Source organism: Micromonospora sp. C81 (assembly GCF_018070425.1).
GTDB lineage: Bacteria > Actinomycetota > Actinomycetes > Mycobacteriales > Micromonosporaceae > Micromonospora > Micromonospora zamorensis.
This window is the reverse complement of record NZ_JAGPXS010000024.1, coordinates 80,794-94,947: the sequence shown is the minus strand read 5'-3', so window position 1 is coordinate 94,947 and position 14,154 is coordinate 80,794. Positions and strand designations below refer to the sequence as shown.

The 14,154-nt window shown below is 71.9% G+C and carries 15 protein-coding genes; 6 read left to right on the top strand and 9 right to left on the bottom strand.

From position 1 onward, the window contains the following. Positions 1-5: 5 nt before the first annotated feature. From KBX46_RS28955 to KBX46_RS28945, 3 genes are all read right to left on the bottom strand, one after another. On the bottom strand, positions 6-1,040 hold the full coding sequence (locus tag KBX46_RS28955) for a 2-oxoacid:ferredoxin oxidoreductase subunit beta (RefSeq protein ID WP_210795110.1): 1,035 nt from the start codon (positions 1,038-1,040) through the stop codon (positions 6-8). Then, entirely contained in the window at positions 1,033-2,880 is a 1,848-nt protein-coding gene (locus tag KBX46_RS28950) for a 2-oxoacid:acceptor oxidoreductase subunit alpha (protein WP_088951354.1), read from the bottom strand. The genes KBX46_RS28955 and KBX46_RS28950 overlap by 8 nt, the downstream gene beginning before the upstream one ends. Before the next feature lie 293 nt (positions 2,881-3,173). Then, positions 3,174-4,607, bottom strand: coding sequence for a hypothetical protein (locus KBX46_RS28945; protein ID WP_210795108.1), 1,434 nt, complete (start codon positions 4,605-4,607; stop codon positions 3,174-3,176). Positions 4,608-4,736: 129 nt separating this feature from the next. On the opposite strand from KBX46_RS28945, the gene ndhC reads away from it, so the two are divergent. After that, positions 4,737-5,114, top strand: a complete 378-nt coding sequence (gene ndhC / locus KBX46_RS28940) for an NADH-quinone oxidoreductase subunit A (protein ID WP_088951356.1) — start codon at positions 4,737-4,739, stop codon at positions 5,112-5,114. Positions 5,115-5,181: 67 nt separating this feature from the next. On the opposite strand, the gene folP is transcribed toward ndhC, so the two are convergent. Continuing rightward, complete coding sequence (gene folP, locus KBX46_RS28935) at positions 5,182-6,051, bottom strand: dihydropteroate synthase (protein WP_210795106.1); 870 nt, start codon at positions 6,049-6,051, stop codon at positions 5,182-5,184. A gap of 155 nt (positions 6,052-6,206) precedes the next feature. Here folP and KBX46_RS28930 point away from each other — a divergent pair, with 155 nt between their 5' ends. Continuing rightward, positions 6,207-6,839: a DivIVA domain-containing protein gene (locus KBX46_RS28930; RefSeq protein WP_210795104.1), complete on the top strand. Its 633-nt coding sequence runs from the start codon at positions 6,207-6,209 to the stop codon at positions 6,837-6,839. Next, the gene (locus KBX46_RS28925) at positions 6,836-7,333 is read left to right on the top strand and encodes an SRPBCC family protein (RefSeq protein ID WP_099850281.1); all 498 of its coding nucleotides are present in this window, start codon (positions 6,836-6,838) and stop codon (positions 7,331-7,333) included. Before KBX46_RS28930 ends, KBX46_RS28925 begins: the two co-directional genes overlap by 4 nt. On the opposite strand, the gene KBX46_RS28920 is transcribed toward KBX46_RS28925, so the two are convergent. After that, a complete protein-coding gene (locus tag KBX46_RS28920; protein WP_210795102.1) occupies positions 7,278-8,171 on the bottom strand; it encodes a sterol desaturase family protein in 894 nt (297 codons plus the stop codon). The genes KBX46_RS28925 and KBX46_RS28920 overlap by 56 nt on opposite strands. A gap of 137 nt (positions 8,172-8,308) precedes the next feature. Between KBX46_RS28920 and KBX46_RS28915 the strand changes: the two genes are divergently transcribed. Continuing rightward, positions 8,309-8,890, top strand: a complete 582-nt coding sequence (locus KBX46_RS28915) for a DNA-3-methyladenine glycosylase I (protein ID WP_210795100.1) — start codon at positions 8,309-8,311, stop codon at positions 8,888-8,890. A 13-nt stretch (positions 8,891-8,903) separates the two neighbouring features. Beyond that, positions 8,904-9,527 (top strand): hypothetical protein, encoded by a 624-nt coding sequence (locus KBX46_RS28910; RefSeq protein WP_210795098.1) that lies wholly within the window; start codon positions 8,904-8,906, stop codon positions 9,525-9,527. Here KBX46_RS28910 and KBX46_RS28905 read toward each other — a convergent pair. Genes KBX46_RS28905 through KBX46_RS28890 form a run of 4 tightly spaced genes read right to left on the bottom strand, consistent with a single transcriptional unit; the run spans position 9,524 to position 13,752 of the window. Beyond that, a complete protein-coding gene (locus KBX46_RS28905; protein WP_210795096.1) occupies positions 9,524-10,765 on the bottom strand; it encodes a DUF1501 domain-containing protein in 1,242 nt (413 codons plus the stop codon). The genes KBX46_RS28910 and KBX46_RS28905 overlap by 4 nt on opposite strands. 14 nt (positions 10,766-10,779) lie before the next feature. Beyond that, the gene (locus KBX46_RS28900) at positions 10,780-12,078 is read right to left on the bottom strand and encodes a DUF1800 family protein (protein WP_210795094.1); all 1,299 of its coding nucleotides are present in this window, start codon (positions 12,076-12,078) and stop codon (positions 10,780-10,782) included. Between the two features lie 59 nt (positions 12,079-12,137). Next, positions 12,138-12,929 carry an enoyl-CoA hydratase-related protein gene (locus KBX46_RS28895; RefSeq protein ID WP_210795092.1) on the bottom strand — a complete coding sequence of 264 codons (792 nt, stop codon included), beginning with the start codon at positions 12,927-12,929 and terminating at the stop codon, positions 12,138-12,140. Between the two features lie 4 nt (positions 12,930-12,933). Further along, the gene (locus tag KBX46_RS28890; protein WP_088951363.1) at positions 12,934-13,752 is read right to left on the bottom strand and encodes a PaaX family transcriptional regulator C-terminal domain-containing protein; all 819 of its coding nucleotides are present in this window, start codon (positions 13,750-13,752) and stop codon (positions 12,934-12,936) included. Between the two features lie 190 nt (positions 13,753-13,942). Here KBX46_RS28890 and KBX46_RS28885 point away from each other — a divergent pair, with 190 nt between their 5' ends. Continuing rightward, complete coding sequence (locus tag KBX46_RS28885; protein ID WP_007455245.1) at positions 13,943-14,110, top strand: DUF3117 domain-containing protein; 168 nt, start codon at positions 13,943-13,945, stop codon at positions 14,108-14,110. Positions 14,111-14,154 lie beyond the last annotated feature (44 nt).

Genomic DNA, 14,154 nt, shown 5'->3' with positions numbered 1-14,154 from the left:
ACGGGTCAGAGGATCGTCCATGTGTCGCCACTGCCCAGCAGGCCGGCGAGCTGCTGCTCGGGGGTCTCGGTGACAGTCGCCTTGGCGGCCGCGAGCTGACTCTGCACCACGCTGTCGTAGGACGGCCGGTCCACCGAGCGGAACACACCGATCGGGGTGTTGCGCAGGTCGAGACCGGGCAGCCGGGACAGCGCGAACGCGTACGCCGGGTCGGTCACCGTCGCGTCGTGCACGACGATCTCCTCCGGGCGGACCGAGCTGGTCTCCCGGACCTCCAGGCCGAAGCCACCCGGCGGGTGCACCACGCAGAACTGCCCGTCGGCCCCGAAGGTGATCGGCTGCCCGTGCTCCAGGCGGATCAGGTAGTCGTCCCGCGTGGACGGGTCCTTGAGCTGCTCGAACGCCCCATCGTTGAAGATGTTGCAGTTCTGGTAGATCTCCACGAACGCCGAACCCTCGTGCTCGGCGGCGGCCCGCAGCACCGACTGGAGGTGCTTGCGGTCCGAGTCGATGGTCCGGCCGACGAAGCTGGCCTCCGCGCCGAGCGCGAGCGAGAGCGGGTTGAACGGGGCGTCCGCCGAGCCTGACGGGGTCGACTTGGTGACCTTGCCGACCTCGGAGGTGGGCGAATACTGGCCCTTGGTCAGACCGTAGATCCGGTTGTTGAACAGCAGGATCTTGAGGTTGACGTTGCGCCGCAACGCGTGGATCAAATGGTTGCCGCCGATGGAGAGCGCGTCGCCGTCACCGGTGACCACCCAGACCGACAGGTCCGGCCGGGACACCGACAGGCCGGTCGCGATCGCCGGGGCGCGGCCGTGGATCGAGTGCATCCCGTACGTGTTCATGTAGTACGGGAAGCGCGACGAGCAGCCGATCCCGGAGACGAAGACCGTGCGCTCCCGGGGGATGTTCAGCTCCGGCATGAACTGCTGGATGGCCGCCAGGATCGCGTAGTCACCGCAGCCGGGGCACCAGCGCACCTCCTGGTCGGACTTGAAGTCCTTCGCGGTGAGCTTGAGGGCGACGGGCTCAGACATTCTTCAGGACCTCTTCCAGCGTCGTCTCCAGCTCGGCGGCCGTGAACGGCAGGCCGCGTACCTGGTTGTAGCTGATCGCGTCGACCAGGTAGCGGGCCCGGATGACGTGGGCGAGCTGACCCAGGTTCATCTCCGGGATGACCACCTTGTCGTACGAGCGCAGCACCTCACCGAGGTTGGCCGGCATCGGGGCGAGGTGCCGCAGGTGTGCCTGGGCGATGGACAGCCCACGCTGGCGCACCCCGCGGCAGGCCGCGCCGATCGGCCCGTACGTCGAGCCCCAGCCGAGGACCAGCACCCGGGCGTCGCCGTCCGGGTCCTCCACCTCGATGTCCGGCACCGGAATCGTCTCGATCCGGGCCGCCCGGGTCCGCACCATGAAGTCGTGGTTGGCCGGGTCGTACGAGATGTCGCCGGTCTTGTCGGCCTTCTCCAGGCCGCCGATCCGGTGCTCCAGCCCGGCGGTGCCGGGGATCGCCCACGGGCGGGCCAGGGTCTCCGGGTCGCGCAGGTAGGGCAGGAAGGTGGTGCCGTCGTCGCCGTTGGGCTTGGTGGCGAACTCGACCCGCAGGTCGGGCAGCGACTCCACGTCGGGCAGCAGCCACGGCTCCGAACCGTTGGCGACGTAGTTGTCGGACAGCAGGATCACCGGGGTGCGGTAGGTCAGCGCGATCCGGGCCGCCTCCAGCGCCGCGAAGAAGCAGTCCGACGGTGACCGGGGTGCGATCACCGCGACGGGCGCCTCGCCGTGCCGGCCGTAGAGCGCCATGTTGAGGTCGGCCTGCTCGGTCTTGGTCGGCATGCCGGTCGACGGGCCGGCGCGCTGCACGTCCACGATCACCAGCGGCAGCTCCAGCGCCACCGCGAGCGAGATCGTCTCGCTCTTGAGCGCCACACCGGGGCCGCTGGTGGTGGTCACGCCGAGCGAGCCGCCGTACGACGCGCCCAGCGCGGCGCCGACCGCGGCGATCTCGTCCTCGGCCTGCACTGTGAGAACGCCGAAGCGCTTGTGCTTGCTCAGCTCGTGCAGGATGTCGGAGGCGGGCGTGATCGGGTATGCGCCGAGGAAGACCGGCAGCCCGGACCGGACCCCGGCGGCGACCAGTCCCAGCGAGAGCGCCGCGTTGCCGGTGATGTTGCGGTAGGTGCCCGGCTTCATCTTCGCCGGCTTGACCTCGTAGCGGACCGCGAAGTCCTCGGTCGTCTCGCCGAAGTTCCAGCCGGCCTTGAAGGCGGCGACGTTCGCCGCGACCAGCTCCGGACGGGCCGCGAACTTGCGCTCCAAAAAGCGCAACGTCGACTCGAAGGGCCGGGAGTACATCCAGGAGAGCAGGCCGAGGGCGAACATGTTCTTCGACCGCTCGGCGTCCTTCTTGGAAACCTGGTACGCGGCGAGCGCACCGACCGTCATCGAGGTCAGCGCCACCGGGTGCACGACGTAGCCGGCCAGCGAGTCGTCGTCCAGAGGGCTGGCCTGGTAGCCGACCTTGGCGAGGTTGCGCTTGGTGAACTCGTCGGTGTTGACGATGATGTCCGCGCCGCGCGGCAGATCGGCCAGGTTGGCCTTGAGGGCCGCCGGGTTCATCGCCACCAGCACGTTCGGCGCGTCGCCCGGTGTGAGGATGTCGTAGTCGGCGAAGTGCACCTGGAAGCTCGACACACCGGGCAGGGTGCCGGCGGGAGCCCGGATCTCGGCGGGGAAGTTTGGCAGCGTGGAGATGTCGTTGCCGAGCTGCGCCGTCTCCGAGGTGAACCGGTCGCCGGTCAGCTGCATGCCGTCGCCGGAGTCACCGGCGAATCGGATGACCACCCGGTCGAGCTGACGGATCTGCTTGGTCACTGTGCCACCTTCGTTCGCGACTGCGGGGCTCGCAGAAACTCGCCATGCCCGGCCACGGAACCTCCTTGACGCAACGTGTCACCGCACCGCCCCAGGCTGGTCCGGCCGCTGTCGTACCTCACCTGAGAGCCTACGTCTAAGGGAGCCCTAACCATCCCCGGAGGTCCGCCGACTGGGACCCCTAACCGCTGCGGATTGTACCGGTTTGCGGTGTTACGCCCCGCCCGCCGTAATTCAGATCACCACTGGATCACCACGGCGACCCCGACCGGGTGCGGCGGGGTCGCCGGCGATCACTCGACCGGGTTGGGCGCGGGCCCGGGCGCCGGGCCGTTGAGGCGGCGGCGCAGCGAGACAGTGGCCAGGGTGAGGGCGAGCACCACCAGCAGCGTGGAGACCACGATCAGGATGATCGCGGTGCGCTGCACCGAGGTCATCCCGCCGTCGCCGTTGGCAGCACCCCCGGGGAGTACGCCCTGGGAACCGGTCGGTGCGGGCGGTGAGACCACCGGCGTGGCCAGCGCGGCCGCAGCGGTGATCCGGAAGCTCATCTGGAGTTGCCGGGTCGCGCCGCTGCGTGGGTCGAGTTGACCGATCAGGGCACCGGACAGCGGTGCCGCCCGCTGGGCCTCCGGCGTCGCCTCCACCGGCAGCCGCAACTCGGCGGTCTTGCCCGCCGCCACCAGGCCCGCGTCGCAGCGGGTCCGGGTCGGGTCGACCGCCACGCAGCCGGGCGGCGGAGTCGGAACGGTCACCCCGGGTGGCAGCACGACCTCGACCTGGCCCGTGGCGTCCACCGCGCCGGTGTTGCCCAGTCGGAGCGCGAGGGTGCTGGCGGTGCCGCTGATGTCGAAGGCCACCTCGTCGGCGGCGAGAGCGATCCCGGCCGCCGGCGGGCCGGGCGGGAAGAGCACCGCGAAGCCCTGGTCGTCCTTTGCTTCCCCGGGCACTCCGGGCGCGTCCGCGACGACCTGGACGGAGCCGGCGAGCGGCATCTGCTTCCACGCGCTGCCGTCGACCCGCAGGCGGAGCAGGGCGCTGAACCGTACGCCCGCCTCGGCTGTCCAGGCCCCACAGCGGTACGTGCCGTTACCGGCGGCGGTGCAGCCCTTCGTGCCGACGTCGGTCAGCCCGGCCGGCAGCGTGTACGAGAGCCTGATCCGCTGCGCGGTCGTGCCCGTGTTGTTGACGGTGACCTGCAACGTGGTGGCCGTGCTGGCGGCGTTCCAGTAGGCCTCGGTGAGGGTGACGTCCTGGGTGGTGACCTGGACGCCCAACGGGCTCGGCGGCGGCGGCGCCGCCGAGCCCGGGGGAGGCGGGCGGACCGGCGGGACCGGGGGTGGCGGCGCGATCGGGGGCACCGCCGTCGGTGGTCCGCCGGGCGCGGGCGCGGTGGTGGTCGGTGCCGGAGGCACCTCCGGGGCGGTGGTCACCGGTGGCGGTGGCGTCGTCTCCGGCGCGGGTGCGGTGGTCTCCGGTGCCGGGTCGGTGGGCACCGGATCCGTCGGTTCCTCGGTCGGGGTCGGATCCTGCGACGCGGTGGTCTCCGGTTCGCTGACCGGGTCGGTCACCATCACGACCGGCTCGGGCTCCGGCGTCGCCGCGTTGGCTCCGGTCGGTCCCACGGCGAGCGCCGTGAGCAGGCCGAGCGCGAGCGCGGCCGCCAGCGAGGGCGCGGTACGTCGCACCTCCGCCCGGAGACCGGGCAATGCCTTCACGCGGGCCATCTGTCCTCCGTGCCGTGGGTGGGGGTCCAGTATTCGGTAACAGTTGCCCTGGTGCACTAGTCCCGTCCGGAAACAAATCCGTAACGTGTTTGGGACGACGCCTTCGGGCGGACGGTAGGCTCCCGAACTGTGACCGGATACCTGGGCTCGTACGCGACGCTCGGGCTCTTACTGCTCGCCAGCGTCCTGTTCTTCGTTACGGCGTTCTCGGCCAACCGGGTGTTACGTCCCGCGCGTCCGGCTGACCCGCCCGGCAAACGGACCAGCTACGAGTGCGGTCTCGACCCGGTCGGCGCGGACTGGGCGCAGATGCAGATCCGCTACTACGTGTACGCGTACCTGTACGTGCTGTTCGCGGTCGAGGCGGTGTTCCTCTTCCCCTGGGCGGTGGTCTTCGACCGGCCTGGCTTCGGCCTGGTGACGGTGGTGGAGATGGCGGTGTTCGTGGCGGTGCTCGCGCTCGGCATCCTCTATGCCTGGCGCAGGAACATCCTCCGCTGGACCTGAGCGTCACGACCTCCGGCGATCGTGTCGGCCCGCCCGGCCGTTCGCGGCCGGTTACGGCGACGACCGGTCAGGCCAGCCCCCGGCGGGTCGCTGCCGGCGGGCGGTCACCCCGGATCGAGGCCACCATGTCCAGCACCCGGCGGGTGGGGCCGACCTGGTGGGCCCGGAAGACCCGGGCGCCCAGCCAGGCCGACACCGCCGTCGCGGCCAGCGTTCCCTCCAGCCGTTCGGCCACCGGCAGGTCCAGCGTCTCGCCGACGAAGTCCTTGTTGGAGAGCGCCACCAGCACCGGCCAGCCGGTCGAGGTCAGCTCGTCCAGTCGGCGGGTGATCTCCAGGGAATGCCGGGTGTTCTTGCCGAAGTCGTGTGCCGGGTCGATGAGGATGCCGTCGGGGCGTACCCCTGCCGCCACCGCGCGCTCGGCGAGCCCGGTCACCGTCGTCACCACGTCGGCGACCACGTCGTCGAAGGCGGCCCGGTGTGGCCTGGTCCGGGGGACCAGGCCGCCGGCGTGCGAACAGACCAGGCCCGCGCCGGTCTGCGCGGCCACCCGGGCCAGCGCCGGGTCGGCACCCGACCAGGTGTCGTTGAGCAGGTCGGCGCCGGCCGCCACGGCCTCCGTCGCCACCTCGGCGCGCCAGGTGTCGATGGAGATGACCACCTCCGGGAACGCGGCCCGGACGGCGGCGATGGTGTCCACCGTGCGCCGGATCTCCTCGGCGGCGCCCACGTCCGCGCCGGGGCCGGCCTTGACCCCGCCGATGTCGATGATGGCCGCGCCCTCGGCCACCGCCCGCTCCACCGCGCGCAGGGCGCTGTCGGCGGCGAAGGTGGCCCCCCGGTCGAAGAACGAGTCCGGCGTGCGGTTGATGATCGCCATCACCACCAGCTCGCCGGGGGCGAACGTGCGCCCACCCAGCCGAAGCGCCCCCGCCATGCCGCCTCCTGAGAGTCCGCGCCGTCGCCGCCGCGTCGGCCGGTCCCGACGCTAGTCGGTCGACGGAGGAGAACCGTGGGCGGGAGTCCGCACCGATCATGATCGGAACGGGTGGCGGGGTCGCTCCTGGCCGGCTGCCATGCCACGATCAGTACATGGGTCAGCTTCTGCTCCTTCTGGTCGTGGCATTGACCGTCGCGGCGGTGATATTCGGCGTGACGGTGCTGGTCAGCGGCCGCGATCCCGGCCTGGTGCCCACCGAACCGGACTCCCAGGCCGTGGCGTTGCCGGGCACCCGTCCGCTGCGCGAATCCGACGTGGGGGCGGTCCGTTTCGACACCGGGTTGCGCGGGTACCGGATGGCCCAGGTCGATCAGGCGATGCGCCGCGCCGCCTACGACATCGGCTACAAGTCCGAGCTGATCGGCGTACTGGAGGCGGAGGTCACCGCGTTGCGTGAAGGCCGCACCGACGACGCGGAGGCGCTGCGCCAGGCCCGTGAGCAGTCCGCCAGCAAGGCGACGACCGCGGACGTGGCCGACTCGGACGACAACGCGTCATCGACCAATGTCGTGGGTTCCGACGCCGACCCGCTGCCCGCCGCCACGTCGTCCCCGGCGGATTCCGACGGTGTGGCCCCGCTCGACGGCGAGCCGACCGATCGTGAGCCGACCGATCGTGAGCCGACCGATCGTGAGCCGACCGACGGCGATCGTGAGCAGACCGACGGCGCGTCCGCCGACGGCACCGGGCAGCGCGACGTGGTGGTCCGGTCGGAGTCGGCGTGACCGACCCGGGAGGCGCTGACGACCTTCGGGAGGCAGCCCAACCCGGCGCCGGCGAGGTGACCGCCACGGTGATCGTCGACGCCCCGGCGGAGCAGGTCTTCGCCGCGCTGCTCGCCTGGGAGCGCCAGTCCGACTGGATCCCGTTCACCCGTGTCCGGGTGGTCGAGGGTGACGGGCGCGAGGGCAGCCGGATCGAGGCGGTGACCGCGGTCGGCCGGGCCACGCTGCGCGACGAGATGCGGGTGGTCCGGGTCGACGAACCGTACGAGATCGGCGTCGTGCACCACGGTCAGTTGCTGCGCGGCCCGGGCGTGCTGCGCTGCACCCAGCTGGGCCGGGCCCGCACCCAGGTCGTCTGGCACGAGTGGTTCCACCTGCCGGGCGGCCGGGCCGGTCGACTGGCCTGGCCGCTGCTCTGGCCCGGCTCCAAGCTCGGCCTCACCCAGGCGCTGAAGAGGTTCGCCCGTCTGGTCGAGCAGGGCCAACTGCCCTGACCGCGCCCGGCGCCGGCTGCCAGCCCGGCGCTCGGAAGAGGTGCCCGACCCGATGCCGCCAGGTCGCCGCGGCGCGGAGGTCCCGGGCGATCGAGGCGTACTCGTGGAAGGCCACCCGGACGGGGTTGTAGCTGCCGACGTTCTTGGTGAGGCCGTACACGCAGCGCTCCCGCTCGGCGGCGAACGAGCCGAAGAGCCGATCCCAGACGATCAGGATGCCGCCGAAGTTGCGGTCCAGGTAGCCGCCCTGGGAGGCGTGGTGCACCCGGTGGTGCGACGGGGTGTTGAACACCGCCTCGTACCAGCGCGGCATGCGGTCGATGCGTTCGGTGTGGATCCAGAACTGGTAGAGCAGGTTGACCGAGCCGCAGAACGCGACCACCGCCGGGTGTACGCCGATGAGGATCAGCGGGATGTAGAAGACCCAACTGGTCAGCCCGGTCCATGGTTGGCGCAGCGCCGTGGAGAGGTTGAACCGCTGCGACGAGTGGTGCACCACGTGCGAGGCCCAGAGGATCCGGATCACGTGGTGGCCGCGATGGGACCAGTAGTAGAAGAAGTCCTGGGCGAGCAGGATCAGCGGCCAGGTCCACCAGACCTCGGCAACCCGCAGCGGGGTGAGCGCGTAGAGCAGCGCGTACGCGGCGGCGATCGGAACCTTCCAGAGCAGGTCGGTGAAGATGCTGCCCAGGCCCATCGCCATGCTGGTCGCGGTGTCGGCGCCGCCGTAGCCGACCTCGTCGTCGTCGCGGTGCAGCAGGTAGGAGACCCGCTCCAGCACGATGAGCAGCACGAAGGCCGGGATCGACCAGGCGATGACGTCCGGGAATTCCTTCATCGCGCGGCCTCCGCTCGCCGTCGCCGGTCGGGGCACACCGCTGGGTGACCCCGAGCTACCGGTCGGTAACAAGCACCTTAGGCAGCCGAACGCCCGGTGGCAATGGGGTGTCGGTGCGATGCCCTAGCGTGTACGAGGTGACAGACCTGGTGATCGGCGCCGACGGCCTGGCGCGCTGCGCGTGGGGGTCGAGCACCCCCGACTACGCCGTCTACCACGACACCGAGTGGGGGCGGCCTCTGCGCGGCGACGACGCGCTCTACGAGCGGATGACGCTGGAGGCGTTCCAGTCAGGCCTGTCCTGGTTGACCATCCTGCGCAAGCGCCCGGCGTTCCGGCTGGCCTTCGACGAGTTCCACCTCCCGACCGTCGCCGCATACGGCGATGCCGACGTGACCCGGCTGCTGGCCGACGCGGGCATCGTCCGTAACCGGGCCAAGATCGAGGCGGCGATCGCCAACGCCCGCGCCGCACTGGAGCTGCCGGAGGGGCTGTCCGCGCTGCTCTGGTCCTTCGCTCCGGAGCGCCGGCCGGCCCGTCCCTCCTCGTTCGCGGAGCTGGCGCCGATCACTGGAGAGTCGACGGCGATGGCCAAGGCGCTCAAGAAGCGCGGCTTCCGGTTCGTGGGCCCGACCACCGCGTACGCGCTGATGCAGGCCACCGGCATGGTCGACGATCACATCGTCGGCTGTCACGTCACCCTCCCATCGGCGACATGATGAGATTGCAGGCATGACGACCGAGACCGCGTACCGGGCCGGTGGCCCCGGCCGTGCCGACGGGGTGGGCACCTGGGCCGTGCTGCTGCCAGCCGAACGGTACGAAGCCGAGCGGCTCGTGCACCACGACACGTTGGAGCTGACCGGTCTGACCGGCGTCGTCCGACCGGGGCCGGGAGACCAGGTGGCGGTGCTGGTCGACGCGCCGCCGCGGCTGGTGGCGCTCGGTCGGGTCGCCGCGACGGGTCAACGCCACCGGGAAGACCCGGACGACCCGCAGTCCGACGTCGAGCCGGGGACGCTCGTCGTGGCGTACACCCGCAGGGCCTTCGACGAGCCGGCGCCGGCCGACCTGCTGACGCTCGACGGGCCGGTCACCGCGCTGGAGCCGGCGGCCTTCCGGGCGCTGGCCGACCAGCTCGGCCCGCCCCCGGCGCGGCGCACCTGGCTGGTCAGCCTCGACCTGCCCATCGAGGCCGCCACGCCAGCCGAGGCGGTCCGGCTGTTCTGGTCCTACGTGCAGGAGCTGGGCCCCCGCGAGCTGCCCGCCTTCGTCTCGCCGGCCGGCGACGAGCTGGCCATGCAGGCGTTCGTGCTGGGCGCGGAGGCCAATCAGGACCCGGAAGAGGACGACTAGAGCAGGTTGTCCACTCGTCCCCGCCAGTCGGCGAGGATCGGGCCGGGGTCGGTGTCCAGCACCCGTTCCAGCAGGGTGGCGTAGACGTCCCGGAAGTCGGTGGTGAACTTCAGGTCGCCGTCGTCGAGGTCGGTGAGGCTCGGCGCCGCTCCGTGCCAACCGCCGCGTACGCCCGCGCCGAGCAGCAGCACGTCCGAGGCGGTGCCGTGGTCGGTGCCGTCCGAGGCGTTCGCCCGTACGCGCCGGCCGAACTCGGAGTAGACCGCCACCACCACCTTCCGACCCGCCTCGGTGCGGCTCATCCGGTCGGCGAACCCGGTCAACGCCCGGTCCAGTTGACCCAGCAGGACGGCCTGCAACTGCTTCTCGTCCGCGTGCGTGTCGAAGCCACCGAGCGACACCGAGAACGCCCGCGTGGACACTCCCGCCTCGACGCACTGCGCGACCAGGTCCAGCTGCGCGTCCAGCGGGGTCCGTGCCCCGCCCGTCGCCGTGGCGGGTGCCTGCTCGCCATCCGGGTCCGCCGTGTCCGGGTCGGCGGCGTCGCGTACCTGGCGGATCATCTCGTCCACCGACCGCAGGTCGGCGAAGCAGGCGGCGGCCCGGCTCCGGGCCGCCGACTCACCGGCCTGGGCGGCGGCGAGCGCGGCCAGCGTCTCTGCGGACAGGCCCTTGGCGGCCTTCCGTTCGGTCACCGGCACGGCGGCGCCGGCACTCTGCGCCCCGGCCAGCAGCGGCGGCAGCGCCGGCTCGAAAGAGACCGCCAGCCGGGGGTCGCCGCCGGCGGAGTCCAGCCAACGGCCCAGCCACCCGGTGTTGCCCGGCCGGTCCGGCTGCGCGGTGTGCCAGATGTCCATCGACCGGAAGTGGCTGCGATCCGGCTTCGGGTAGCCGACCCCGCGCACGATCGCCAGCCCGCCGCCGGACCAGCGCTGGTGCAGGCCGGCCAGCGCCGGGTTGAGACCGAAGTCGTCGTCCAACCGCAGCACCTCCCCGTCCGGGTACGCCAGCTCGGGGCGGGCCGCCCGGTAGGCCGGGTCGCCGTACGGGATGACCGTGTTGAGCCCGTCGTTGCCGCCGTAGAGGGTCACCAGCACCAGCGTGCGGGCCTGCGGATCGCGGTCCCCGCTGGTGTCCAACAGGTCCCGCAGGCTGTACGCGCCGGCTCCGGCGGCCAGCGCGCCCGCGCCGACCACCCCGCTGGTCAGCAGGAACCTGCGTCGGGTCAGGGTGTCCATGTCGACTCCTCCGCTCAGCTGACTGTGTATTCGGGGCTGACCAGGCCGGCGGCCAGCAACTTGCGGGGCTCGTCGGTCAGCGGCGTGAGGGCGGCACGGGTGCGCGCACTCCAGCCGTCGACCACCAGCAGTCGGGCCAGCGCGTCCGGTCGGCCGGCGGTGGGCGCGGCGGTCAGCCGGGCCAGCACCGCTGGTGCCGTTGCGGCGGCGAGCATCCCGGCGGTGCGCAGCCGGGCCTGCAACGACGAGGTGGTCAGCCAGGCCGCCCCGGCGGGCCAGCCGCCCACGCTGGGCGGTCGCAGCGGCACCTGGTCCAAGGCGTTCAGACCGGCCAGCAGTTGTTTGCGTTGCTGCTCGGGCAGGGCGGAGGGTCGGATGCCGAGCTGGCGTAGCGCACCGACCAGCCACTCCACCGGCTGCTTGACCAGCGTGCCCCGGGACTGGGCGAAGGCCGGCGTGGAGAAGAGCGCGCGCAGGCTCGCGGCGGTGTCCGCGCCGGCCAGGCCGTCCGGTGCCGGGACCTCGGTGCCGGCGTAGCGGAACCAGAGCCGCCCGGCCACGAAGGTCGCCGCCGCGGGTTGGGCGGCCAGCAGCCCGGCGTACGCCTCGGCGTCGAACCGGCCGCTCTGCCCGAGGATGGTCTTCTCGCCGGGGTCGTGCCGCCTGGCCTCGAACCGGGCGACACCGGTACGCCGGTCGACCACCCAGCCCGTCAGGGCGCGCGCGCCGGCCTTCACGTCCGCCTCGGTGTAGTTGCCGATGCCGAGGGTGAACAGCTCCATCAGCTCGCGGGCCAGGTTCTCGTTCGGTGCCTTGCGGGTGTTCTTCTGCCCGTCCAGCCAGATGATCAGGGCGGGGTCGCGCACCATCGCCGCGACCAGCGGGCCCAGCGGCCCCCGTCCGTGGCGGCGCAGCGTCTCCAACTGGCCCAGCATCGTCCGCGCGGACTTGACCTTCTGAGCGCTGGTCGCCCAGTGCCCGTGCCAGAAGAAGAGCAGCTTCTCGGTCAGCCCGTCCTCGGCGGCCACCATCCGGTCCAGCCACCACCCGGTGACCTGCTGGAGCTGCTCACGGCGCTCCGCGTTGGCCTGCTGCCGCTGCTCCCGGGTGGATTCGCCGGTCAGCCGGGCGTACGGGTCTGCGGCCAGGGTCGGCGGTGGAGTGGCGGCCGCACCACGGTCGGCCCGACCGGGGGCGAGCAGCCGGTCCAGCGTCGCCGCCGGGCCGGCCCGCTCGGCCGCGTCCACCTCGTCCGCGGTCGGCCCGAAGGTGGCCCGGCGCAGCAGGTGCGCCACCGCTTCACGATCGCTCATACCGGCCGACGCTAGGTGGCCCGTGTTCGAGGACGGTAAGGGCGGCGTCCGAATCGCGTTCAGCGTCCCTCGAAGACCGGTTTCTGCTTGGCGACGAAGGCGAGCGTGGCCGCCCTGTGGTCGGCGGTGGCACCGCAGATCGACTGGGCCTGCGCCTCGGCCGCGAGGGCGTCGGCGAGGGTGCCGGCGTCGGCGATGGAGAGTTGCCGCTTGATCGCCCCGTACGCGACGGTGGGGCCGGCGGCGAGGCGGGCGGCCAACTCCTGTGCTGCCGGCAGCACCTGCTCGTCGTCGTCGGTCATCCGGTTGAGCAGCCCCAGCCGGCAGGCCTCCTCGGCGCGGACCGGCTCGGCCAGCAGCAGCAGCTCCACCGCCTTGGCGTGGCCGACCAGTCGGGGCAGCGTCCAGGAGGCGCCGGTGTCGGCGGCGAGGCCGACCTTGGCAAAGGCCATCAGGAAACTGGTCGTCGGCCCGCCGATGCGGATGTCGGCGAGGAAAGCCAACGACGCGCCTGCCCCGGCGGCCATCCCACGGACCGCGGCGATCACCGGCTTGGGCAGGTTGGCCAGCCGGGCGGCGATCGGGTTGTAGTGCGCCCGCACGGTGCCCAGCGGGTCACTGGCGGAGTTCTCCAGGGTCGACACGTGCTCGCGCAGGTCCTGGCCGGCGCTGAACGATCCGCCCGCCCCGGCCAGCACGACCGCGCGGCAGGATCGGTCGGTCTCCAGCTCCGCCAGGGCGTCCCGCAGCGCCTCCTTGAGCGCCACGTCGAGCGCGTTCATCGCGTTCGGCCGGTTCAGCGTGAGGGTGACGACGGCGTCGGTCCGGTCGACCAGCAGCGGCTCGGTCACGTGTCTAACGACCCTTCTGTCGGACGAGGCGGTTGCCGGCGTCGAGGCACTGTTCGACGTACCGGTCGGCGGCCGGACGCAGACGTGCCGCGTGCCGGTCGAAGAAACTGGCCGCGGCGGTGCCGGGCCAGCGCTCGGGCAGCAGCGCCGGGGGCAGCTGCGGGTCCTGGAACAGGAACGTACGCCACGCGTGCACGAGCCGGAACCGGGTCGCGTACGCCTCCTCGTCGCTGCTGCGCACGGTGACCGCCGCGAGCAGCGGGCGCTGGTCCGCGACGAACCGCTCGTAGGCGTGACCGATCTCGGTGAGGTTCCATGCCCGCCGAACCACACCCATCGCGCCGGGGGTGCCGGCGAAGTGCGAGGCGGTGAACCGCTCGAACCGGATGCCGGCCTCGGCGAGGAGCAGGTCCACGTCCTCGGCGGGACGGGTGGCGACCCAGGTCTGCTCGTCGAGGGTGCCGTAGCCGAGGAAGCTCAGGTTGGAGGCGAGCCGCTGCCGGTCCCGTCGGGAGCCGGGGGCCTCCAGCACCAGCAGATCGAACCGGCCGTCCCAGGTGACCCGGCCGGTCCGGTAGATCCGGGCCGCTGCCTCGTCGAGTCGTCGGGCTGCTTTTGGTGTGATCGAATATCCCGGTCCAGAGACCAATCGGAGTGGCTCCAGCCAGCCCTGGCGCACCATCCGAGACACTGCGGTGCGAACGGCTGGCGGTGCGATTCCCAGCGGCGCCAGCAGCTTGACCAGGGCAGCAACGGGTGCACGGCCACCCCTCGGACGGAGGTGGTCGCCGTACAGGTCGAAGAGTGCCGACCGTGCCTGCATGACCGCACATTGTGACAGGCCTTCTCAAGATAAGCTAGATGCTGTTACATCAATGCTGCTCCGGTTTGGGTCCGGCGGTGTTCATCAGGGAAAATCGTTGGTCGACACCCCCGTGACCGTTGCGGGTGGTCGAGACGAAGTGGCTGTGGGGCAACCCACCGACCCTGGTGTAGGTCTGAGGGGAGACAACATGGCGGCGATGAAGCCGCGGACGGGCGACGGTCCGCTGGAAGTCACCAAGGAGGGGCGGGGCATCGTCATGCGGGTCCCGCTGGAGGGCGGTGGCCGGCTCGTCGTCGAGATGACTCCCGACGAGGCCAACGCGCTCGGTGACGCGTTGAAGGCAGCGGCCGGCTGAGTAAGGAGTGGTCCGGGCGGCTCACGCCGCCCGGAGCGTTCTTG